The organism is Caballeronia arvi, from assembly GCF_001544695.2.
GTDB lineage: Bacteria > Pseudomonadota > Gammaproteobacteria > Burkholderiales > Burkholderiaceae > Caballeronia > Caballeronia arvi.
The window spans coordinates 133548-156572 of record NZ_FCOM02000004.1; the positions used below are offsets into that span (position 1 = coordinate 133548).

19 protein-coding genes are annotated in these 23025 nt (G+C 62.5%); 14 read left to right on the forward strand and 5 right to left on the reverse strand.

Annotated features, from left to right (window positions below; genetic code table 11):
• Positions 1–116: 116 nt before the first annotated feature.
• Positions 117–683 (reverse strand): M48 family metalloprotease, encoded by a 567-nt coding sequence (locus tag AWB74_RS06905; RefSeq protein ID WP_061146177.1) that lies wholly within the window; start codon positions 681–683, stop codon positions 117–119.
• On the reverse strand, positions 680–1531 hold the full coding sequence (locus AWB74_RS06910) for an oxidoreductase (RefSeq protein ID WP_061146038.1): 852 nt from the start codon (positions 1529–1531) through the stop codon (positions 680–682). Before AWB74_RS06910 ends, AWB74_RS06905 begins: the two co-directional genes overlap by 4 nt.
• 209 nt (positions 1532–1740) lie before the next feature.
• Between AWB74_RS06910 and AWB74_RS06915 the strand changes: the two genes are divergently transcribed.
• From AWB74_RS06915 to AWB74_RS06965, 11 genes are all read left to right on the forward strand, one after another.
• Positions 1741–2994 (forward strand): MFS transporter, encoded by a 1254-nt coding sequence (locus AWB74_RS06915; RefSeq protein ID WP_160110231.1) that lies wholly within the window; start codon positions 1741–1743, stop codon positions 2992–2994.
• Between the two features lie 194 nt (positions 2995–3188).
• The gene (locus AWB74_RS06920; protein WP_061146040.1) at positions 3189–3914 is read left to right on the forward strand and encodes an ABC transporter permease; all 726 of its coding nucleotides are present in this window, start codon (positions 3189–3191) and stop codon (positions 3912–3914) included.
• A gap of 3 nt (positions 3915–3917) precedes the next feature.
• Complete coding sequence (locus AWB74_RS06925) at positions 3918–5036, forward strand: ABC transporter ATP-binding protein (RefSeq protein WP_061146041.1); 1119 nt, start codon at positions 3918–3920, stop codon at positions 5034–5036.
• Positions 5033–5737, forward strand: a complete 705-nt coding sequence (locus AWB74_RS06930) for an ABC transporter permease (protein ID WP_061146042.1) — start codon at positions 5033–5035, stop codon at positions 5735–5737. Before AWB74_RS06925 ends, AWB74_RS06930 begins: the two co-directional genes overlap by 4 nt.
• 35 nt (positions 5738–5772) lie before the next feature.
• Positions 5773–6657: a glycine betaine ABC transporter substrate-binding protein gene (locus tag AWB74_RS06935; protein WP_061146043.1), complete on the forward strand. Its 885-nt coding sequence runs from the start codon at positions 5773–5775 to the stop codon at positions 6655–6657.
• 31 nt (positions 6658–6688) lie between these two features.
• Positions 6689–7507: a nitrilase-related carbon-nitrogen hydrolase gene (locus AWB74_RS06940; protein ID WP_061146044.1), complete on the forward strand. Its 819-nt coding sequence runs from the start codon at positions 6689–6691 to the stop codon at positions 7505–7507.
• Positions 7508–7525: 18 nt separating this feature from the next.
• Positions 7526–8698: an acyl-CoA dehydrogenase family protein gene (locus AWB74_RS06945; protein ID WP_061146045.1), complete on the forward strand. Its 1173-nt coding sequence runs from the start codon at positions 7526–7528 to the stop codon at positions 8696–8698.
• Between the two features lie 18 nt (positions 8699–8716).
• A complete protein-coding gene (locus AWB74_RS06950; protein ID WP_061146046.1) occupies positions 8717–10288 on the forward strand; it encodes a class I adenylate-forming enzyme family protein in 1572 nt (523 codons plus the stop codon).
• Positions 10285–11085 carry a crotonase/enoyl-CoA hydratase family protein gene (locus tag AWB74_RS06955; protein ID WP_061146047.1) on the forward strand — a complete coding sequence of 267 codons (801 nt, stop codon included), beginning with the start codon at positions 10285–10287 and terminating at the stop codon, positions 11083–11085. The genes AWB74_RS06950 and AWB74_RS06955 overlap by 4 nt, the downstream gene beginning before the upstream one ends.
• 3 nt (positions 11086–11088) lie before the next feature.
• Complete coding sequence (locus AWB74_RS06960) at positions 11089–12432, forward strand: MmgE/PrpD family protein (RefSeq protein ID WP_061146048.1); 1344 nt, start codon at positions 11089–11091, stop codon at positions 12430–12432.
• Positions 12429–13439 carry a GlxA family transcriptional regulator gene (locus AWB74_RS06965; RefSeq protein WP_061146049.1) on the forward strand — a complete coding sequence of 337 codons (1011 nt, stop codon included), beginning with the start codon at positions 12429–12431 and terminating at the stop codon, positions 13437–13439. Before AWB74_RS06960 ends, AWB74_RS06965 begins: the two co-directional genes overlap by 4 nt.
• A gap of 20 nt (positions 13440–13459) precedes the next feature.
• Here the strand turns inward: AWB74_RS06965 and AWB74_RS06970 are convergent, their stop codons facing one another.
• Positions 13460–14077, reverse strand: a complete 618-nt coding sequence (locus AWB74_RS06970) for a hypothetical protein (RefSeq protein ID WP_061146050.1) — start codon at positions 14075–14077, stop codon at positions 13460–13462.
• 399 nt (positions 14078–14476) lie between these two features.
• Between AWB74_RS06970 and AWB74_RS06975 the strand changes: the two genes are divergently transcribed.
• Positions 14477–15631, forward strand: a complete 1155-nt coding sequence (locus tag AWB74_RS06975) for a porin (protein WP_061146051.1) — start codon at positions 14477–14479, stop codon at positions 15629–15631.
• A 71-nt stretch (positions 15632–15702) separates the two neighbouring features.
• Here the strand turns inward: AWB74_RS06975 and AWB74_RS06980 are convergent, their stop codons facing one another.
• On the reverse strand, positions 15703–17214 hold the full coding sequence (locus AWB74_RS06980) for a CoA-acylating methylmalonate-semialdehyde dehydrogenase (RefSeq protein ID WP_061146052.1): 1512 nt from the start codon (positions 17212–17214) through the stop codon (positions 15703–15705).
• Between the two features lie 234 nt (positions 17215–17448).
• Complete coding sequence (locus AWB74_RS06985; protein WP_061146053.1) at positions 17449–18384, reverse strand: aldo/keto reductase; 936 nt, start codon at positions 18382–18384, stop codon at positions 17449–17451.
• A gap of 426 nt (positions 18385–18810) precedes the next feature.
• On the opposite strand from AWB74_RS06985, the gene AWB74_RS47170 reads away from it, so the two are divergent.
• Both AWB74_RS47170 and AWB74_RS07000 read left to right on the forward strand, forming a co-directional pair.
• Entirely contained in the window at positions 18811–21495 is a 2685-nt protein-coding gene (locus tag AWB74_RS47170; RefSeq protein WP_407642407.1) for an MFS transporter, read from the forward strand.
• Positions 21492–23024: an efflux transporter outer membrane subunit gene (locus AWB74_RS07000; RefSeq protein ID WP_061146054.1), complete on the forward strand. Its 1533-nt coding sequence runs from the start codon at positions 21492–21494 to the stop codon at positions 23022–23024. The genes AWB74_RS47170 and AWB74_RS07000 overlap by 4 nt, the downstream gene beginning before the upstream one ends.
• Position 23025 lies beyond the last annotated feature (1 nt).

A 23025-nucleotide genomic window follows, 5' to 3' on the forward strand; every position in this document is an offset into this window, starting at 1 on the left:
CCTTCGCCGATAAGAGCACGCACGTTTGCAAGACGGACGCGCGTGCTTTTTCTATTGTCCGGACGGGTACGGCGTTCGGAGACGGTCAGACGAAAGGCGCCGTGTCGCCGCGGGGACTATTGCAGTCCCGACACGAGGCGCGCGCGCATTGCATCGAGACGTGCCGCGCTGATGTGTCGGCGCGTAGCCATTGCTTCGAGCGCAGCCAATGCCGATGCGGAGCCATAGATCGATGCGGCCTTTGCATCCGCATCGAGTTCGAAGGCGGCCGAGCGCTTTTCGCCACGCGCACGCCATATCTTCGCGCAGACCATGAACGCGAGCACGAACGCAAGGCCGGGCACGCTCACGCGCCACAGGTCTTCGCCGGGCAAAGTCGCGAACGCGATGCACGGTATCGCCAGGAGCGTCATCGTCGAAGCCAGCGTGCGCGCGAAATCGAGCAACATCGACTTGCGTTGCGTCGCGTGACCGACCTCATGCGCGACGACGATACGCAACAGCGGCTCCGGCAGCGTGAGCGTTTCGCGATCGATTTCGATTCGGTTGAGCAGCGTTTCGTAACACGGCCCGCCGGAAGATTCCACGAAGCGCACGCGCGGCGGCGTGACGTGCAGCGCCGCGGCGTCGTCGGCGACGAGCGCGAGCACGTGTCGTTCTTCCGCGCGGAGTTTCATGATCATCGGGCCGGGTTGTCCGTCCATTCACTGCGCGTTTGCCATGCGTCGATATCGGCGGTGAGCTTCGCCAATTTCGTGCGCACCAGTTCCAGCCCAGGGCCGCCGAGCACGAGATGGCCCGGAGGTTCGGCTGACGTGACCGCTTCGATGATGACGTGCGCCGCGCGCGCCGGATCGCCCGGCTGCTTGCCGCTGCGTTCCGCGATCGCCGCGCGCCGGCTGCCCGAACTCTCCGCGTAATCGTCGATCGTATTGCGCGTTTGCCGCAGCGAGCGCCCCGCCCAGTCTGTGCGAAACGGCCCCGGCTCGACCGCCGTGACCTTGATGCCGAGCCCTTCGGTTTCGCGCGCGAGGGCTTCGCCGAGGCCTTCGAGCGCGAACTTCGTCGCCGCGTAATACCCGCTGCCCGGATTGCCGACGAGCCCGCCCACCGACGTGATATTGACGACATGTCCCGAGCGTCGTTCGCGCATGCGCGGCAGCACGGCGCGTATCATCGCGGCCGCGCCGAAGAAATTCGCTTCGAACATCGCACGCACTTCGTCGTCTTCGCCTTCTTCCACCGCCGACAGGTAGCCGAAGCCTGCATTGTTCACGAGCACATCGATGCGATCGAAGGCGGCGTAGGCATCGTCGATTGCGGAGCGGATTTCATCGGCGCGCGTGACGTCCAGACGCACCGCGATCGCACGGCCTTTGGCACGCTCGACGAGATCGGCGACGCTATCCGGATTGCGCGCCGCGACGACCGCACGCCAGCCCTTCTCGATCACGGCCAGCGCGAGTTCGCGGCCGAAGCCGGTCGAGCAACCGGTGATGAACCAGACGGGCGTATCGCTGAATGCGGGCATGTTGCGGTTCTCCTTGAATTTGATCGATGAACCACGTCATGTTGCGCCAATTCGGGCGGGCATGCTCGTCGTCCAACATCGCGCGAAAAGGCGCCCACCGCACAATGCCGCATCCGTGCAAGCCGATGTCGCTCCCGTGCTACACGCCGGTGCTTTCCCGTCCTTATAGTGAGCCGTCGATCCGGCGCGCATTCATTCGAGGCGAGAGCGTGAGCACTGAAGAACTGGGCGGCATGAGTCCCGCCAATGCATCGAATGAACGCGATGACACCGGGCCTCCCTTCGGCCGCATCGTGTCGTCCATCGCCAGCCTGTTGCTCGGCTTCGCGCTGCTCGTCATGGGCAATGGTCTGCTCGGCACGCTCGTGGCGCTCCGCATGGTGCATGCGAACTTCGCGCCATCGACGATCGGCTTCGTGCAGGCCGCGTATTACACCGGCTTTATGTTCGGCGCGTGGCGCGGCTCGGCGATCATCGCGCGCGTGGGGCATCATCGCGCGTTTGCCGCATTCGCCGCGCTTGCCGCATGCAGTGCGCTCGGTTATGCGGTCGACTCGCAACCACTCGTCTGGATGGCGCTGCGCTTCGTGACGGGCTTCTCGCTCGTCGGGATCTTTGCCGTGATGGAGAGCTGGCTCAACGGCGTCGCGCCCAATGCGTTTCGCGGCCGCGTGTTCTCCGTCTATCTCATCACGACGTATCTGTGCGTGGGCGCAGGGCAGTTTCTCATCGGCATGGCGAATCCGAATGGCTTCGAGCTGTTCAGTCTCGTTGCCGCGCTCTTCGCGTTGTCGCTGGTGCCCGCGAGTCTCGCGCGCGTTTCCGTCGCCGATAGTGCCGATATCGGCCAGCGTCCCGGTCCGCTCGAATCATCACCGACGGCGAAGCTGAAAGCCTTGCCGTCGCTCTGGCGCGACGCGCCGCTCTCGTTATGGGGATGCTTCGCGTCGGGCCTGCTCAACAGCACGTTCTATGCGCTCTATCCCGTCTATATGCGCGGCGCGGGTTATTCGGTCGAAGCCGTATCGAGCTTCATGGGCATCGCACTGATCGCGGCGCTCCTGCCGCAATGGCCGCTCGCTCATCTCTCGGACAGATTCGACCGCAAGCGCGTGATAGGCGCGATCGCTTCGACGCTGATGGTCGCGAGCACGATGCTCTTCGTCTTCCACGGCGCGGGGCTGGTCCAGCTGATCGCGTATCTCTATGTGAGCCTGATCTTCACGATCTATGGCGTCTCCGTTGCGCACGCCAACGACTGGATCGATTCACGTCGACGTGTGGCGGTCAGCGCGGGCCTGCTGCTGACATTCGCGCTCGGCGGAAGCATCGGGCCCATCGCGGCTTCGTTCGTGATGAGCCATGCGGGACCGTCTGGCATCTATCTCTTCTCGATGATCGTCACGGCTGCGCTCGCCCTCCTCGCACTGCGCGGCATTCGCGCCGCCGCCGCATCGCGATGACTGCACCGTACAGTCACGCATCTTCATAGACTCATGATTTGAAACGATAAATCCAAGTCACCCACGCGCCACGCCGCTTTTGTGACAAACAATGTCGGGTCGATGTTAGCCCTATATCTCTGCTCCGCACTATCGTTGAGCCCATAGCAGTTCAAACACAAAACGGCTCTCGCACGAAGAGCTCAGGAGACATAGTGGAAACCCTTGCCTTCATCTGGGACAACCTGGCAAGCATCGCCAGAATGACCGGCGAGCACATCGAGATCGTCGGAGTGGGCGTCGGACTCGCGATCGTGACAGGCGTGCCGCTCGGCATCGCGATCACGATCAACGAACGGTTCGCGAAGATCGTGCTGTATGTCGCTGCGATTATCATGACGATTCCATCGGTCGCGCTGTTCGGCCTGATGATTCCGGTGCTTTCCGTGATCGGCCAGGGCATCGGCTTCCTGCCGACGGTCATCGCCCTCTTCCTCTATTCGCAGTTGCCCATCGTGCGCAACACCTATACCGCGATCACCAACATCGATCCCGCATTGCGTGAAGCCGCGCGCGGCATGGGCATGACGACCGGCGAACGCCTGCGCAAGGTCGAGATTCCGATTGCGCTGCCGATCATCATGGCCGGCGTGCGCATGGCGGTGGTCATCAACGTGGGCATCGCGGCGATCGCGGCGTATATCGGCGCGGGCGGGCTCGGCAAGCTCATCAGCCGCGGGATTTCGCAATCGGACCCGCGCCAGCTGATCGCGGGCGCGATCCTGGTTTCCGTGCTCGCCATTGCCGCCGATATCGGTCTTTCATGGCTGCAACGCTTCCTCACGCCCAAGGGTCTTCGCGCGCCTTCCCGCGCCGCCAGCCTCGCGCTGCGCCTCACCGCCATGACGGGCTTTCGCAAACAAACCGGACACGCGCAATAAATCATGATCAAGCTCTCCAACCTTACCAAGCGATATGACGGCGCGGCGAGCCCGGTCGTCGACGGCATCAACATGGAAGTGGGCGCCGGCGAGATCTGCGTACTGCTCGGGCCGTCGGGATGCGGCAAGACCACGACGCTCAAGATGATCAACCGCCTCGTGCGTCCGACGTCCGGCAAGATCCATCTCGAAGGACGCGACACCGACGAGTTCGAAGTCGTCGAGTTGCGCCGCCGCATCGGTTATGTGATCCAGCAGATCGGGCTCTTTCCGAACATGACGGTCGAAGAGAACATCAGCGTGGTGCCCACGCTGCTCGGCTGGGACAAGGCGAAAGCGCGCCGCCGCGCCGCGGAATTGCTGGAGATCGTCGCACTCGATCCGGCCACGTATCTCACGCGCTATCCGAAGGATCTTTCGGGCGGTCAGGCGCAACGCGTGGGCGTGGCGCGCGCGCTCGCCACCGATCCGCCCGTCATGTTGATGGACGAGCCCTTCGGCGCCATCGATCCGATCAATCGCGAGCTGATTCAGGACGAGTTCCTGCGCATTCAGAAGCAGGTGAAGAAGACGATCATGTTCGTGAGTCACGATATCGACGAAGCGGTGAAGATGGCCGACAAGATCGCGATCTTCCGCAACGGTCATCTCGAACAGTTCGATTCGCCCGACAACATTCTCGCGCGCCCCGCTACGCCGTTCATCGCGGGCTTCGTCGGCACGGATCGCGCGTTGAAGCGGCTGCGTCTCCTGCGCGCACGCGATGCGCTGTCTTCATGCGATTGCCTCGTGCGCGTCGGCGAAGACAGCACGCGCGCCAGGGCGATGATGGAAAAGCACGGCATCGGACAGATCGTGCTCGTCGATGCCGCCGACAAGCCGCACGGCTATCTCACGATCGACCGGCTGCTGAAAGTGGAAGGCCCGGTCACTGCCGCGCATGCACTGCCGGTGCACGCCACCGCGAGCCAGAAAGACGACCTGCGCACCGTCGTCTCGACGATGTTCGCGAGCGGCGCTTCGTGGATGCCCACCGTCGATGACGATGGCCGTTTCGTCGGCTATGTGAGTCAGGAGCGCATCGTCGACATGTTGAAGCTGCCCGCGGGAGAGCACGCATGAAACGCGTTCTGTTGGCCTCGCTGCTTGCCGCGCTGAGCGCGCAGGCGCATGCGGATAGCTGGTGGGAAAGCGTCGTTCAGTATCGCAGCGACATCGCCTATCAAGGGGTGCACATGATGATGATGGTCGCGGTGGCGGGCGTGCTCGCGATCGTCGTCGCGATTCCGGCGGGCGTCTATCTGAGCCGGCCATCGCAAAAACGCGGCGCGGCCGTCGTGATGCAATCGCTCAATGCGGGACAAGCGGTGCCGAAGCTCGCGCTGCTCGCACTCGCGATGAGCGTGATGGGCATCGGCGCGGTGCCGGCGATCTTCGGCTTGTGGGTCGCGACGCTGCTGCCCATCGCATTGAACACGTATGAAGGCCTGCGCGCGGTGCCGCCCGCGTTGATCGAAGCGGCGACCGGCATGGGCATGACGCCGTGGCAGATCCTCTGGCGCGTCGAACTTCCCAACGCGCTGTATGTGATCTTCGCGGGCATCCGCACGGCATTGGCGATCACGGTCGGCACCGCACCGCTCGCGTTTCTGATCGGCGGCGGCGGGCTCGGCGAGCTGATCTTCACGGGCATCGACCTGAACGATTTCGGCATGCTGCTGGCGGGCGCCGTTCCGACCGCGCTGCTCGCGATCCTGACCGATGCGTTCATCGGGCAAATGCAGCGCCTGCTCGTATCGCGCGGCGTGAATCCGCAAACTTGACTCATTAACCAACATTCGCCACCTTGAGAGAGACCATGAAAAAGTTATTCGCAGTATCGTTCGGCATCCTTATTTCGATGTTCGCGAGCGTGTCGGCAAGCGCGGCGTCGGTGGTCGTCGGCGGCAAGAACTTCACCGAGCAGCAGTTGATGGCCGAGATGACCGCGCGTTATCTCGAGGCGAAGGGCTTCACCGTGACGAAGAAAGACGGCATGGGCAGCGCCGTGTTGCGCCAGGCACAGGAGAACGGCCAGGTCGATGTCTATTGGGAATACACCGGCACGTCGCTCATCACCTACAACAAGATCAATGACCGCCTCTCGCCCGAGGACACGTACAAGAAGGTGAAGGACCTCGACGCGTCGAAGGGTCTCGTGTGGCTCAATCCGTCGAAAGCAAACAACACCTATGCATTCGCGATGAATCAGGACGATGCGAAGAAACTCGGCATCGTCACGATGAGCGATCTCGCGAAGGTGATCAAGGGTGGCAAGGAAATCACGTTCGCGTGCAACTCCGAGTTCTATGCGCGTCCGGACGGACTGCGCCCGCTGCAGAAGCAATACGGCTTCGAGTTCAGCCAGGGCGACGTGAAGCGTATGGACACGGGCCTCACGTATCAGGCGCTGAAGGATCGTCAGGTGGATGTCGCGCTGGTCTTCGCCACCGATGGCCGCGTGCCCGCGTTCAACTTCGTCTTGCTGAAGGACGACAAGGGCTACTTCCCGTCTTACGCGCTGACGCCCGTGATCCGCAAGGCGACGCTCGATGCGAACCCGACGCTCGGACCGCTGCTCAACGCGCTGTCGGCCAAGCTCGATGCGCCCACGATGGCCCGCCTCAACGCGAGCGTCGACGTGCAGAAGAAGTCGTTCTCGGATGTAGCGAATCAGTTCCTCAAAGAGTCCGGTCTGATCTGACCACGCGTAGCCATAACCAGGGACCGACCTCATGACCACGATAAAAGTGGCGGCCGCGCAGACCGAAACGGCCTACGGCGACATGCACGCGAATCTCGCGCGGCATCTCGACCATATCGCCGATGCGAAGAAGCGCGGCGTGCGCCTGCTCGTTTTCCCCGAGCTTTCGTTGCACGGCCACAGCGGCGGCAAGGACGCATTGCGTCTCGCGATGACGCGCGACGATCCGGCGCTTCGACAACTCGCCGAAGCCAGCGCTGGCATGCATGTGGTGTTCGGCTTCATCGAGGAAGCGCCGGGCGGGCAGTTCTACAACAGCCAGGCGACGGTCGCGAACGGCAAGCTCGTTCACGTGCATCGCAAGACGATGCTCGCCACTTACGGCAAGCTGCGCGACGGCCTGTATTTCGCCGCTGGCCCGAAGCCCGAAAGCTATGCGATCGATGACGAATGGCGCGTCGCAACGCCCATTTGCAACGACCTGTGGAACCCGGCGCTCGTGCACGGCCTCATGTGCGACGGCGTCACGCTGCTCGCGGCGCCGATCAGTTCGGCACGCGAAGCCGTAGGCGAAGGTTTCGATAACCCATCGGGCTGGGACATCAATCTGCGCTTTCATGCGCTCACCTACGGCGTACCGATCGTGATGGCGAATCGCGTCGGCACCGAAGGCATGATGACCTTCTGGGGCGGCTCGCGCATTCTCGATCCCTTCGGCAAGACCATCGTGCAGGCGGAGGGTGAAGACGAATGTCTCGTCGTCGGCGATCTCGACTACGAAACGATCCGCCGCGCGCGTTTTCTTCTTCCGACCGTGCGCGATGCGCGCCTCTATGCGCAACGTATCTGAACGAAACCGAACAACACCATGCGCGATTTTCTGTTGAACGATGCGGACCGAGCTTTCCGGTTGGAAGTCCGCGAATTCCTGCAACGCGAGCTCGCACCGCGAGCCGCGGATATCGAAGACCGTCAGGATTGGGATGCGGTCAGGCATGTCGTGCGCGCGCTCGGCGCGGCGGGCTATCTGAAGCTGATGTTTCCCGATCTGTATCGCGGTTCATTGAAAGAGCCCGGCCTCACGCACGCAACGATCCTTTCCGAAGAAGCGTCATACCTCAACTACGCATTCGAGACGACCATCGCGACCGCACTGTCGTGCGCGTATCCGCTGCATCGTCATGCGAGCGAGCGGCTGCGTGATACCTACCTCACGCCGATTCTCGAAGGCACGGCGATCGGCGCGATCTGTGTGACGGAGCCGAATGTCGGCAGCGATTCGGCGGGCATGGAGACGCGCATCGAGTTCGACGACACACGCAACGAGTGGGTCATCAACGGATTCAAGCGCTATATCTCGAACGCGTCCGTCGCGGATGTGTACATCGTGTACGGCCTGACCGGCGACGGCATGACGGCAGTCGCGGTGCCGAAGAACGCGCGCGGCATCAGCTTTCCGCGCAACTATACGTTCATGGGACGGCGCGGCTGCATCGTCGGTGAAGTTAAGTTCGAGAATTGCCGTGTCCCCGCCGATCATCTTCTGGGCGATAAAGGTGGCGGCTTTCGGATCATGCGCGGCATGTTCAACTTCGAGCGCGCCATTCTCGGCGGATCGGGTCTCGGCGTGGCGCGCAGTGCGTTCGATATCGCGACGGCGCACGCGCAAACGCGCAATTCCTTCGGTCAGCCGCTCGGCTGCAAGCAACTGATCTGGGACAAGATCGCACAGATGAGCTGGCGCATCGATGCGTCGGAACTCATCACGTATCGCGCGACGAAGATGTACGACGCGGGCGCAGACGGCAAAGCGCTGATGAAGGAAGCCGCGATGGCCAAGCTCGTCGCGACCGAAACCGCGAACTATTGCGCCAACGAGACCGTGCAGATTCTCGGCGGCGACGGCATCACGAAGGAATACGGGCGCGCCGAGCAGCTCTATCGCGATGCGCGCGCGCTCACCATCGTCGGCGGCACGTCCGAAGTCGCCAAGTATCTGATCGCGGGCCGCGATCTTCCCGACATCCGGATCACTCTCTAAAAGAGCAATAAACGCATCATGCTCACGATCACGTCGCTTTTCGAAAACACGGTCGCCAAATATCCGGACCGTCCCGCGCTCACTTGCGGCGCCGTTTCATTCACGTATGCGCAATGGAATGCGCGCGTGCGCCGTCTCGCGCAGGCGCTCTTCGATCTCGGCGTGCGGCAGATGGACCGCGTCGCGATTCTGCAGAAGACCTCCGATGCGACGCCGACCGCCTACATGGCGTGCCAGTTGCTCGGCGCGATCGCGGTGCCGATGAACTTTCGTCTCTCCGCGAACGAAGCCGCGTTCATCCTGCGCGATGCAGGCGCACGCGTGCTCTTCTACGACGATTCGATGTCGCCAGTCATCGCGAAGATCGAACAGGCCGCGCCGGATCTGCGCACGTATGTGTGCAGCAATGAAGGCACGATGCCATCGCATCATCATTCGATGGAAGCGTTGATCGAACGCGTAGAACAACTCGATGCGCCGCTGCCGCGACTCACGCCCGACGATATCTCCGCGCTCGTCTACACGTCCGGCACGACGGGCCGTCCGAAAGGCGCGATTCACACGCATGGCAACGACGTGTCCATCGCAACGAACTGCGTGATGGAATACAGCCTGACGAGCACGGATGCCGCGCTGCATATCGCGCCGCTCTATCACGTCGGCGGCATGCAGGCGTATTTCGTGCCGCATCTGATGGTCGGCGCGCATAACGTGATCCTGCCGCGCTACGAGCCGCTCGCGACGCTGCAGGCCATCGCGCATTACGGCATCACGACGCTTTTCGCGGTGCCGACGCAGATTCAGGACATGTTGTTTCATCCCGACTTCGCGGCCATCGACACGCACAGCCTGCGCATGATCACGACCGGCGGCGCGGCGATTCCCGCAAAGACCATGCGACGCGTGATCGACGAGTTCTGCCCGAGCATCTTCAACGGCTACGGAATGACCGAAGCGAGCCTGACGCTGCTGCTGCATCCGCGCGATGCGCTCACGTATCTCGGCTCGTGCGGCAAGCCCACGCTCATCAGCACGTGCCGCGTGATCCGCAACGATCCCGAACGCGTGGTGACGCCGAACGAAACCGTTGCGGCAGGCGAAGTCGGCCAGTTGATCGTGAAGGGACCGCAGCTTGCATCGGGCTACTGGAACAACCCTGTCGAGACCGACAAGAAATTCAAGTCCGGCTGGCTCTATACCGGCGATCTTTTCAGCATCGACGATGCGGGCTATTTTCACTTTCAGGGCCGCGCCGATGACATGATCGTGTCGGGCGGCGAGAACATCTATCCGCGCGAAATCGAAGAAGTGCTGTATCACTGTCCTGGCGTGCAGGAAGCCGCGGTGATCGGCGTGCCCGACGAGAAGTGGGGACAAGCCGTGACGGCGTTCATCGTGCGCAGCGTATCGACGTTGACGGAAGACGATGTCGTCGCGTTCTGCAAATCCGGCGACGATCTCGCGCCGTACAAGCGTCCCAAGAAAGTCTTCTTCGTGGAAAAGTTGCCGCTGAATCCGAGCGGCAAGGTGCTGCGGCACGAACTCGCCGGACCCGTTTATCAAAGCATGCTTTCAGGAGTCTCGCAATGAGCGAACCCGTACTGTACGAACAGGACGGTCATGTCGTCACGATGACGCTGAACCGCCCCGAAACACGCAACGCCATCACCGAAAAAGAAGTCGTCGATGCGATCATCGATTGTCTCGATCGCGCACAAGGCGATATGTCCGTGCGCGCGATCGTGCTGACGGGCGCGGGTCCGGCGTTCTCGTCGGGCGGCAATATCAAGCACATGCGCGATGAAGTCGGCACGTTCGCAGGCACGTCCGCGCATATTCGCGAGAACTATCGGCGCGGCATTCAGCGCATTCCGCGCGCGTTTCATGAACTCGATGTGCCCGTCATCGCCGCCGTCAACGGTCCCGCGCACGGCGCCGGCTGCGATCTCGCGTTGATGTGCGATATCCGCATTGCGGGCGAAAGTGCCTTGTTTGCAGAGAGTTTCGCGAAGGTCGGCATCATTCCCGGCGATGGCGGCGCATGGCTATTGCCGCGTGCGGTCGGCCTCTCGCGTGCGAACGAGATGATCTTCACCGGACGTGCGATCGACGCGCAGCGCGCCGAGGCATGGGGACTCGTGTCGCGCGTGGTCCCCGATGCCGAGTTGATGGACACCGCCCTCACGCTCGCACGCGAAATCGCCAGCAATGCGCCGGATATCCTGCGCATGTCGAAGCGCCTCGTGCGTGAAGGGCAACGCATGGACTTGCCGAGCCTGCTCGAAATGTCGGCGGCGTTTCAGGGCATCGCACATCGCACGGCGGATCATCGCGAGGCCATCGCCGCGACGTTCGAGCGCCGCGCGCCGGCCTACACGGGAGCGTGATGGATGGGCACATCCGCCATCGCGTTCATTCACGAACTGACGTTCGATGCGTTGCCGCGCAATGTCATCGAGCAAGCGAAGCTATGCGTGCTCGATCTGCTCGGCGTCGCGCTTGCGGGCCGGCAAACGGAGTTATCACGCATCGCGAGCGATCATGCGGTCGAGTTCTTCGCGCCCGGCACGTTGCGCTCGCGCATGCTTTTCGACGGCCGCGTGGCGAGCCCCGTCGGCGCGGGTCTTGCGGGCGCGATGACCATCGATAGCTGCGACGGACACGACGGTCATGCGCAGACCAAAGGCCACGTCGGCGTAACGGTATTGCCTGCATTGCTCGCGCTTGCCGATGCGCGGCCCGGCATGAGCGCGCGCGAATTCCTCACATGCGTGGTGCTCGGCTATGAACTCGGCACGCGTGCGGGCATTGCGCTGCACGCGAGCGCCTGCGATTATCATACGTCGGGCGCATGGAATGCCCTGGCCGCCGCGGCGCTTGCAGCGCGCATCTTGCCGCTCGATATGCGGCAAACGCGCGAGGCGCTCGGCATCGCGGAGTATCACGGGCCGCGCAGCCAGATGATGCGCTGCATCGATCACCCGACGATGGTGAAGGACGGCTCCGGCTGGGGTTGCATGGCGGGCCTCTCAGCGGCCTTCCTCGCGCAGCGCGGCTTTACGGGGGCACCGGCGCTCACCATCGAGCAGGACTCAACCCGCAGTCTGTGGAGCGATCTCGGCGAACGCTGGCGCATCATGGAGCAATATTTCAAACCTCAACCGGTCTGCCGATGGGCGCATCCCGCGATCGATGCGGCGCTCGCGCTCAAGTCGAAGCATGGCTTCACGAGCGAGCAGATTCGCGCGGTGAACGTGCGGACGTTCCATCACGCGACGCGGCTCGCGCATGCGGCACCTGCATCGACCGAAGAAGCGCAGTACAGTCTGCTCTTTCCCGTTGCGGTTGCGTTGACGCATGGCGCGGTGCGCTTCGACGCGCTGCATGGCGATGCGCTCCGCAACGAGGAAGTGCTGCGCCTGAGTCATCTCATCCACACGGAAGAGGACGCGGAATACACGTCGCGCTTTCCGGACGAGCGTTTCGCCGAGATGCGCATCGAATTGTTCGATGGCAGGCGCTTCGAATCAGGACCGACGCAGGCGCTCGGCGATCCCGATCTGCCGCTCGATGCGCACGCCATTCGCGTCAAGTTTCGCAATTTCGCGGAAGCCGCATGCGGTGCGAGCGTGGCGCGTGAGCTGGAAAGCACCGTCGATGCGCTCGATTCGAACGATGAAACCGTATCGCCCCTGCTCGATCTCGTGCTCGGGTCGATTCGCATCGACGCATGAACGCGAACGACATCCCGCCGGTCACGCGTTCGATCAAAATCGTGCGCGAGGAAACGAAGCCTCAGCGCATGGGCTTTTTCCTCGTCCCGCATTTCTCGATGATGGCGCTCAGCTCCGTCACTGAGCCATTACGCGCGGCCAATCGCGTGAGCGGTAAAGAGCTGTATAGCTGGCATCTGATCAGCGCGGACGGCGAGCCGGTCTCGTCGAGCTCGGGTTTCGCGCTGTTGCCCGATTTCGCGATCACGTCATCGCCGGAATTGAGTCATGTATTCGTGGTCGCGAGCATCGGCGTATCGAACTATCGCAATGCGCAGGTCTTCGAATTCCTGCGCCGTTACGCAGCGAAGGGATCGACATTGGGCGGCATCAGCCTCGGCACGATGATCCTCGCGCGCGCGGGACTGCTCGACAAGCGCCGTTGCACGATTCACTGGGAAGCGCTGAAAGAGCTCGCCGACGAGTTTCCGTCGCTCGATGTGAGCCGCGATCTGTATTGCATCGAGGGCGACCGCATGACGTGCAGCGGCGGCACCGCCGCCATCGACATGATGCTCGATCTGATCGCGCGTCAGCACGGGCATCAGCTCGCCGCCGAAGTCGCCGATCAGTTCATCCATACCCGCATGCGGACCGCGCAGGAAAGCCAGAAAATGGCGATTCAATGGCGCTATGGCGTGGACGACAGACGCATCGTGCATGCCGTCACGCTGATGGAACAGAACATCGAGCGCCCTGTTCCGATGAAGACCATCGCATCGCTCGCGGGCATTTCGCCGCGCACGTTCGAGCGCATGTGGATCAAACATTTCAACGTGCGGCCATCGCAGTTCTATCTGGAACTGCGGCTCAAAGCGGCGCAAAAGCTGATTCGCGAAACGTCGCTCTCTTTGCTCGATGTCGCGATGCAGTGCGGCTTCGCGAGCGCGTCGCATCTCGGGCGCTGCTACAAGCAGCTCTTTGCGAAGACACCCGGACAGGAACGCGCCGCGAGCGATACGCGCTGAAGCGGCATCGCGATTCAACCTCAACCCGCATCGCCTCCGCTGATCGCCGATTGCATGCTCTTCAATAGCTTCGTCAGATAGCGAAGCAAGCCCACCGTATCGCCGAATTCGATGAAACCGGGCCGCACGCCATCGCTGAAAAGCAGCGTGCCGTCGAGCGTCGGTTCGACGATGAGGCCTGCATAGGCGGCGTGCGGCATGTATTCATCGGCGGGAATGCTGAAGGTGTTGCCGTTCACGGCGGCATCGCGCAGACGCATCAGGAATTGCACTTCGGGCGCGCGTGAAGCCGAGAGCCGATGAACGTCGAAGTATTCGGCTACGGCCAGAATCGCATTCGTGCACGGCACGATCAGCGCGAATGCAATGCGCTTGTCGGCGGTGTCGAACGATGGCCACGACAGCGCGTCTTCCGGCGGCGGACTCTTCATCGGCGTGCCGTCTTCGCTATGCGTGTGCGCCTCCGGATGCGAACGCTTGCGCGCCAATAGCGGCGCCGCCTTCGCGAAGTCGGGCGGCGGCGCGCCACGATCGATCCAATCGGACAACAGGCTCGCGTACGCGAAGAGCGTCGTCAGTTGCGCTTCGATGAACGCGACACCGATTCTGCACGCGTCGGGATGTTTACTTTCAGGCATGGCGTCTCCTTTCCATGTTGGCTTTGAGGTTCGCTACGCAATGATTGCGCCAGTTCCAAGTGGGTTTAAGCGATCGACAGTTAGTTGCGCCACGAGCGGCGAAACGCAAATGCCCGTGTGTGACAACCATGTGGACGAAATGCTACAGATCAGTCAAGGCAAATTTACCAACACCTGACAAAGCGCTATATTTCGATCGCTATAACGCCAAGCGACGATTCGTCCGCTTCATCGCATTGGGACTTCTTGCCGCTTCCGCGAAAGAAGCGGCTTCCCCATCATCACGCACGCCCGGCCTTCGCGATCCGACGCGAAGGATGGCAGCACTCGCGCCCGCAAAAGTGCTTGCGGCGCTGCGGAATGAACCGCTTCACGCGGTCGACAACTAGGAAAACAAGAATGAAGAAGCACATCGTAGCGGCGGCGGTACTCGGCATGTTCGGCATCGCGGCGCACGCGCAAAGCAGCGTGACGCTGTACGGCATCATCGACGCCGGTATCACCTACGCCAACAAGGTCGCGACGGCAAATGGCCACGACAGCCTCGTGAAGTACGGCGACGGCGTCGCGCAAGGCAGCCGCTGGGGCCTGCGCGGCGCGGAAGATTTGGGCGGCGGTCTCAAGGCAATCTTCGTGCTCGAAAGCGGCTTCAACAGCGGCGACGGCACGCTCGGCCAGGGCGGCGCATTGTTCGGCCGTCAGGCGTATGTCGGTCTCTCGAAGAACGAATTCGGCTCGCTGACGTTCGGTCGTCAATACTCGTTCTCGACCGATTACCTCGGCGGCAACTACACGATGGGCAGCCAGACGCCCGCCGGCAACTACGCATATCACATCAACGACGTGGACCAGTTGACGTCGAGCCGCATCAACAACGCGGTCAAGTTCAGCAGCGCCAGTTTCTACGGCGTGACGTTCGGCGCGATGTACGGCTTCTCGAACACGACCAACTTCGCCGGCTCGCCGACGACGACCGCCGGCGGCACGACGACGCAAGGCTCGTCGAGCGCCTACAGCTTCGGCGTGAACTATGCGCAAGGTCCGTTCGGCATCGGCGCGGCGTACACCAAGATCCGCTTTCCGAATGGCGCGACGCCGGCTTTCAGTGTGAGCATCGCGAACGTGAACACGCTGGGCCTGCATGACCTCGAAACTTTTGGCGTCGGCGCACGCTACACGATCGCCGCCGCGGTCATCTGGGCGAACTGGACGCATACGAAGTTCGAGCCGATCACGGCCGGATCGTCGAAACTGAACAACTATGAAATCGGCGGCAGGTACGCGTTCACGCCGGCATTGAGCGCGGGCCTCGGCTATACGTTCTCCAAGCTCGACGACAACTTTGAAGGCAAGTGGCATCAGGTCAACGCCGTGGTCGATTACGCGCTGTCGAAGCGTACCGACGTGTATGCGATCGGCGCGTATCAGAAGGCTTCGGGCAGCAACAACGGCGTGCCGGTGCAGGCGGAAATCGGTTCGGCGGCGTCTTTCATCGGCAATGCGGGCGCGAACACGCAGTTCGTGACGCGCGTCGGCCTGCGCCACAAGTTCTAATTGCGTTGTGACCGGAAGGCTCGCAGCATTGTCGCTGCGAGCCTTTTGTCTTTGCCGCGCTTAAGGCAAGCCTAATTATCTTGCCCGGCCACCGCAAGTTCTTCATCAGGCCAGCGCTGCATGACGCTCTTGTAGTGCGTGTAAAACCGCACGGCCTCTTCGCCGTACGCGTGATGATCGCCGAACAGCGATCGCTTCCATCCTCCGAACGAATGCCACGCGGATGGCACCGGACTCGGTATGTTGATGCCGACCATGCCCGCCTGAATGCGCCGCGTGAATGTACGCGCGGTGCCGCCATCCGACGTGAAGAGCGACACACAGTTACCCAGTTCGTGCGCGTTCACGAGCGCGATTGCGCTCGCGAGATCCGGCACACGGACGATGGACAGCACCGGCCCGAAAATCTCTTCCCGATAGATGCTCATATCGGTCTTCACGTCGTCGAAAAGCGAGCCGCCGAGGAAGAAGCCGTCCTCATGTCCGGGCACCGTATGCCCGCGACCATCGACGATCAGTCTTGCGCCCGCCGCGACGCCCGCTTCGATATAGCCCGTTACCTTGGCTCGATGCGCAGCGCTGATGAGCGGCCCCATATCCAGTCCGGGTTCCTTACCGTCGCCGATCTTCAGCGCGCGCACGCGCGGCACGAGCCGCTCGACCAGCTCATCGCCGATGCGCCCGACCGCCACCGCGACCGAAGTCGCCATGCAGCGCTCGCCGGCCGAGCCGTACGCCGAATTGATCAGCGCATCGACGGCTCGGTCGAGATTCGCATCGGGCATCACGACCAGATGGTTCTTCGCGCTGCCCAACGCCTGCACACGCTTGCCTCGTTTCGCGCTTTCGCTATAGATGTATTCGGCGACCGGCGTCGAACCGACGACCGACATCGCGACGACATCGGGATGCGCGATCAGTGCATCGACAGTGCTTTTATCGCCATGCACGACGTTGAAGACGCCTTTGGGAAAACCAGCTTCGATGAACAACTCGGCAAGCCGGATCGACGCCGACGGCGTGCGCTCCGACGGCTTGAGCACGAACGTGTTGCCGGTAGCGGCCGCCATCACGAACATCCAGCACGGCACGACCATCGGGAAATTGAAAGGTGTGACGCCCGCGGCAACGCCGAGCGGTTGACGCAAATTCCAGCTATCGGTGCCGCCGCCGGATTGATCGGTGAATTCAGTCTTGAGCAGGTTCGGAATGCCGCATGCGAATTCCACGATTTCGATGCCGCGCAGCACCTCACCCTTGGCGTCCTCAAGCAGCTTGCCGTGGTCGCGCGTGATGAGCTCGGCGAGTTCATCGGAATGCGCGTCGAGCAGCGCCTTGAACCGGAACATCAGGCGTGCACGCTCCAGCGGTGAAACTTCGCTCCACTGCGCAAACGCCGTCTTCGCGGCAGCGACGGCCGTGGCCACTTCTGCTGCGTCGGCAACCGGCACCTGCGCCGTGACTCGTCCTTGTGCCGGATCGTACACATCGTTGAGCCGGCCGCTGGTGCCGGAAACGCGTCGACCGTCGATAAAATGGCTCAGCTCGCGCACGCGCGCGGCGCTGTGATTGGCTTCGTTCATCTGTCGCTCCTTGTTGGACACGGGCGCAGATTAGCGGTGCAGAATACCGGCGCCAGGTCGAAGAGAACTGCTGTGCGGATCGCGAATTGCGCGACCGCTGGTGAAGTTCAGTGTAGGTCTTATGGATGAGTACGGACGCGCTCGCTGCGGCGATTCCGGGACAGCTTTGATGCGTTTCTGGCCGCCGCGACGCTGGCTTTTCGGCCAGACTGCGGCCATCCCGGCGTCACTAACCTAACGTTGCGTAAGGAAGCCGCCGCTGCCGGTGTTGACGACCTGGTTGAACCTCTGCCTCGTCTCGATCCTGTTGATCTCGTCGAACGCGTCTTGCGGCAGAGCGTCGACATCGAAATTCTCTTTCGCGCGCGCCGCAGTCTTGGGCGTGGTGAGCAAAGCGCCGCCACGCTGCATCGCCCATGCGAGCAGCACTTGCGCCGGCGTCTTTCCGGTTCGCATCGCAATCCGGGCGATGACGGGATCTTCGAGAGGCCCGGGTCGGATGCCGTGACCGAGCGGCGCGAAAGCCAGAAACACGATCTTCTTCGCCTTGCAGAATTCCAGCAGTTCCGCTTCCGGAAGATAGGGATGCGCTTCGACCTGCACCACCGCCGGTTTGATGCGTGCCGCTTCGTACAACGGCGCCACTTCGTCGAGCAGAATGTCGGACAGTCCGATGGCGCGGCATTTGCCCGCGTCGACGAGCGCTTCCATCGCGCGCCACGTGTCGAGCAAGGTCACGCCGGGGTCGTAGATGACGTTGCCGTTTTCATCGCGTGGATCCTGCTCGTCCCCTGGCCGGAACGCAAATGGCGTATGAATCAGATACAGGTCCAGATAGTCGAGCCCGAGGCGGTCGCGACTCGCGTCGAACGCCGGCTCGACGCGTTCCGGACGGTGATTGTTATTCCACATCTTGGTGGTTATGAACAGGTCCTCGCGCGCAATGCCCGCAGCGGCAAGTCCTGTGCGCAGCGCCTCACCGACTTCGCGCTCGTTGCGATAGCGTTCGGCACAATCGATGTGGCGATAACCGGCTTCCAGTGCATCGCGTGTGGCACGGATCGTCGTTGCTGCATCGGGAATCAGCGTGCCGAAGCCGAGTGCCGGCATATGTCCGCCACCGTGATCGAGCGCGTATCGTTTGCTCCGGAAACTGGCAGACTCAATCATGGCGACGCCTCCGAAATCGATCGCGCACTGCGACGCGAGAACACCATTAGAAGTTGTATGTGCGCAAGTCCCATCCGTCAATTGCAATCGTCGGTGCGCGACGCTCGACCGAAAGGCTCAGTGAGCGGACAACAGACGGAATCGCACGAATTCTGCGCACGAAAACACACGCGGCTATACTCCAAGCATTCCAGAATAACGGCGTCCCGTCAGTTGCAAGCATGACTCATGCAACGTCCCATTAGACGGCCTGTCTTCGCTACAGAAAACGCCGCACGCTTTTCCGCATTCCATTAAGCCGATACATGATTGCGACGCCGCAATCGGTCGAGTGAAATCACAATAAAAAACACAGCGCCCGTCCGGCCCGAATCGGCAATGGCCCAGGTGATGCCTGATCGGTAAGCGATCAGCCAGCGAGACCCTATGTCTGCCGCCAATCCGTTACCGGGCAGTCCGCAGAATGAGGCAGCCGCTATCGCGCCGGCTGCAGCTCAGGTCACGCTTTCACCTGGCGTCGCCGTTGGCCTGATCGGTATGCTCGTCGCGTCCTTACTCGCCATCGTCAACGAACAGGTCACCGCGATTTCGATGACCGACATCCAAGGCGCGCGCTCGATCGGACATGACGACGGAACCTGGCTGACCACGCTGTTCGAAGCGGCCAATGCCGCCACGATGGTCTTCGCGCCGTGGTTCGGCATCACGTTCACACTCAAGCGATTCACGATCGGCGCTGTTATAGCCGCCATGCTCTTCGGTTTCCTTTGCCCGTTCGCGCCGAATCTCGCGACGCTGTATGTCTTGCGCGTGTTGCAAGGCATCGCGGGCGGGTGCTTGCCGCCGATGCTGATCATCGTCGCGCTGCGCTATCTGCCGCCGAAGATCAAGCTATACGGACTCGCGGGATACGCGTTGACGGCGACCTTCGGACCGGCGCTCGGCACGCCGCTGGCAGCGCTCTGGACCGAGTACGTCAGCTGGAAATGGGCGTTCTGGCAGATCGTGCCGCTCGGCGTGGTGAGCTGTCTCGCGATCCAGCAAGGGCTTCCCGCCGATCCGCTCAGACTCGACCGCTTCAGGTCCTTCGACTGGACGGGCTTCATCACCGGATGTCCGGCCGTCGTCATGCTCGTCATCGGTCTTTTGCAGGGCGATCGACTCGACTGGCTGAACTCCGGCTTCATCTGCTCGATGTTGATCGGCGGGTCGATCTTGCTCGCGCTCTTTCTCGTCAACGAATGGTTTCATCCGCTGCCCTTCTTCAAGCTCCAGTTGCTTGCGCGAAGAAACTTTTCGCACGGACTCACGACGCTCGCCGGTGCGGTGATCCTGCTGGTTGGCGTCGCTGCGATACCGGGTCAGTTTCTCGCGGGCATCCACGCGTACCGTCCGTTGCAGACCACGCCTCTGTCGCTGCTGGTCGCGCTTCCGCTACTGCTCACGCTTCCGTTGACGGCCGCCGTGCTCAACCTGAAGCGCATCGATTCGCGCTGGGTCATGGCTTTCGGACTGTGCCTTATGATCGCGACCTGCGTGATGGGAAGCTATTTGAATTCCGAATGGATCCGCGACAACTTCTATCTGCTTCAGTCGTTGCAGATCGTCGCGCAACCGATGGTCATCCTCGCCATCCTGATGGGCGTGACGACTGGGCTGCCGCCCGCCGAAGGCCCGTTCGCCTCTGCGATGTTCAACTCGCTTCGAGCCTTCAGCGCGACGGTCGCGACCGGTCTCATAGAAGGGCTCGGCACCGATCGCGAACGCTTTCATTCGAACATGCTCGTGGATCAGCTGGGCAATCACGCCCTCGTCAGCAGTCAAAGCATCGACGCGGCGCACGGCCTCGGCGAACTCGCGCAGCGCGTGCACGAACAGGCGCTGGTGCTGATGTGCGCGGATCTTTATCGCGTGATGGCCTGCGTGGCCGTCGCGCTTCTGTTCCTCGTTCCTGTGCTGCCCGTGCGTATCTATCCGCCGTGGACCGATGCGCCGCCCGCTTCGCCCCCCTCCTCCCATCAAGGGACGTTTTCCATGTCGACTTTCATCCGTTCCCATTTCAAATACTTGCGCATCGCCGGGGCGGTGCTCGCGCTCGCAGTCGTTGCATGGGTGTGCATCTGGCTCCTGTCGGACTCGACCAGCGAATCCACGAACGATGCCTATGTCGAAGCCGACTTCACGCTGGTGGCGCCGCGCATCGCCGGTCAGATATCCGATGTTCTGGTCGACGACAATCAGTCGGTCAAATCCGGGGAACTGCTCGTGCGCATCGACGACCGCGACTATCGCGCCGCGTTGATGAGCGCGCAGGCCGATGTGACCGCAGCCAGTGCGACCGTCGCCAATTTCGAGGCCGAGATCAGGCGGCAGCCCTCGCTCGTCGAGCAGGTCCGAGCCACGCTTCGCTCGGATGAGGCGGGCGTCGCGTTCGCACGCGCCAACGCATCGCGCTATCAGAATCTGTCGGATACCGGTGCGGGCACCGCGCAGGAACAGCAGCGCGCAACGAGCGCGTTGGCCCAGCAGCTCGCGCAGCAGGCACACGATCGCGCCGCGCTGAGCAGCACCGAGCAGAACCTCGACGTGTTGCGCACGCAGCGCGACAAAGCCGCCGGCGAGCAGGCACGCGCGCAGGCCGCGCTGGAGCAGGCGAAGCTCAACCTGTCGTACACGGAGATTCGCGCGCCAGTCTCCGGCAAGGTGGGACGGCGTTCGGCACGGGTCGGCGCTTTCGTGACGCCTGGTGCGCCGGTGCTGGCCATCGTTCCTTTGTCGGACGCTTACGTCGTCGCCAACTTTCAGGAAAACCAGATCGCCAGAATGCGGCCTGGCGCGAGTGTCCGCATCAAGGTCGACAGCCTTCCGGGCGTCGTCATCAAGGGCCATGTGGATAGTCTCGCGCCCGCGACCGGCGTGCGCTTCGCGCCCATCGCGCCCGACAACGCAACGGGCAATTTCACCAAGATCGTCCAGCGTGTGCCGGTCAAGATCAAAATCGACCGCGACCAGGAAGCCGCATCCGCATTGAGCGTCGGGCTTTCGGTCGAAGCGGAGGTGGCCGTGGGCCGGCCGGGCCGGACATTCGCGCAGAGCGCCGACGCAAAATGAACGCAAACGGAATGTCCCTGCGCGCCCTGGCCGTCCTCGCAAGCTTCGCGATGACGGGATGCATGGTCGGACCCGACTTCGAACGTCCGAAGTCCGCGACGCCCGATGTTTTCGACCGGACCCATGCCACGCAGGCATCGAGCAAGGCGATAGAGACCAATTTCAACCCGGACTGGTGGACCCTGTTCGACGACCCCGTGCTGAACATGCTCGAGACGCGGCTGGCCGCTTCCAACCTCGACGTGGCCGCTGCCTCGGCGCGTCTGCTCCAGAGTCGCGCCGAACAGCGCGTGGCGGGCGCGGCCGAGCTTCCGACACTCGGTGGCGCAGCATCGTACTACCGAGAACGCGGCAGCGAGAACGGCATCCTGTCTTTGCTCGGCGTGACACCGTCGCAGAGTCAGCCGCTGTCGGCATCCGGCAGCGACCCACTCGGCGTGTCGGCCATGCCCGGCTCCAAGGGTTCACCGGCGTACAACCTGTTTCAGGCCGGTTTCGATGCATCGTGGGAGCTCGACCTCTGGGGCCGCGCGCGGCGCGGCGTCGAGGCCGCGGCTGCCTTGTCGGAGGGCTCTTACGAAGACCGCAATTCCGTTCTTCTGTCGGCCCGCGCGGAACTCGCGCGCGACTACATCGAGATGCGCGACGCGCAGTCGCTGCTCGACATTGCCCGACAGAACCTCGATATTGCGCGAGATCTGGTAAAGCTCACGAAGATACGCGTGCGCGAAGGCGTCACCACGGAACTCGATGTCGCCAATGCGTCAGCGCAGATGGAAACCATCGAGAGCCTGATTCCGACGCTCGAAGCACGTCGCGATACGATGATCAACGCCATCGGCGTGTTGCTCGACGAGCAGCCCGGCGCGTTGAAGGAGACGCTGAGCGTTGCGCGCGATGTGCCCAGGCTGCCCGATCAGGTGCCTGTCGGTTTTCCGTCGGAGCTTGCAGAGCGTCGGCCCGACATCAAGAGGGCCGAATCGCAGTTGCATGCGGCCACGGCATCGATCGGCATGGCGAAGGCCGATTTCTATCCGCGCATTTCGCTGAACGGCAGTGCGGGGTTTCAGAGTCTGCAGCTTTCCAATCTGGCTGAATGGGCGTCGGGGCAGTTCGTGATCGGACCGGCCATTACGTTTCCCATTTTCGAAGGCGGGCGACTGAAAGGAACCCTGCAACTGCGCGAGGCGCAACAGCAGGAAGCGGCGATCCTGTACAAGCGCACCGTGCTCGAAGCGTGGCGCGAGGTCGACGATTCGCTGCTCGTCTACGATGCGGAACAGCGCCGGCGTGACCGGCTCGCTTCGGCGGTCGCGCTGAATCAGCGCGGGCTCGGCATCGCGCAACAACGATACAAGGCCGGCGCGCTCGACTATCTGGATGTGCTCAACGTCCAGAAGCAACTGCTCGACGCACAAGGCCAGCTCGAACAAAGCAAGGCGCGGGCCGCCGAGAATCTCGTCGCGCTATGCAAGTCACTCGGCGGCGGGTGGGAGACGACCTACGCAAACGATTTTGCCGGCCGTTGAG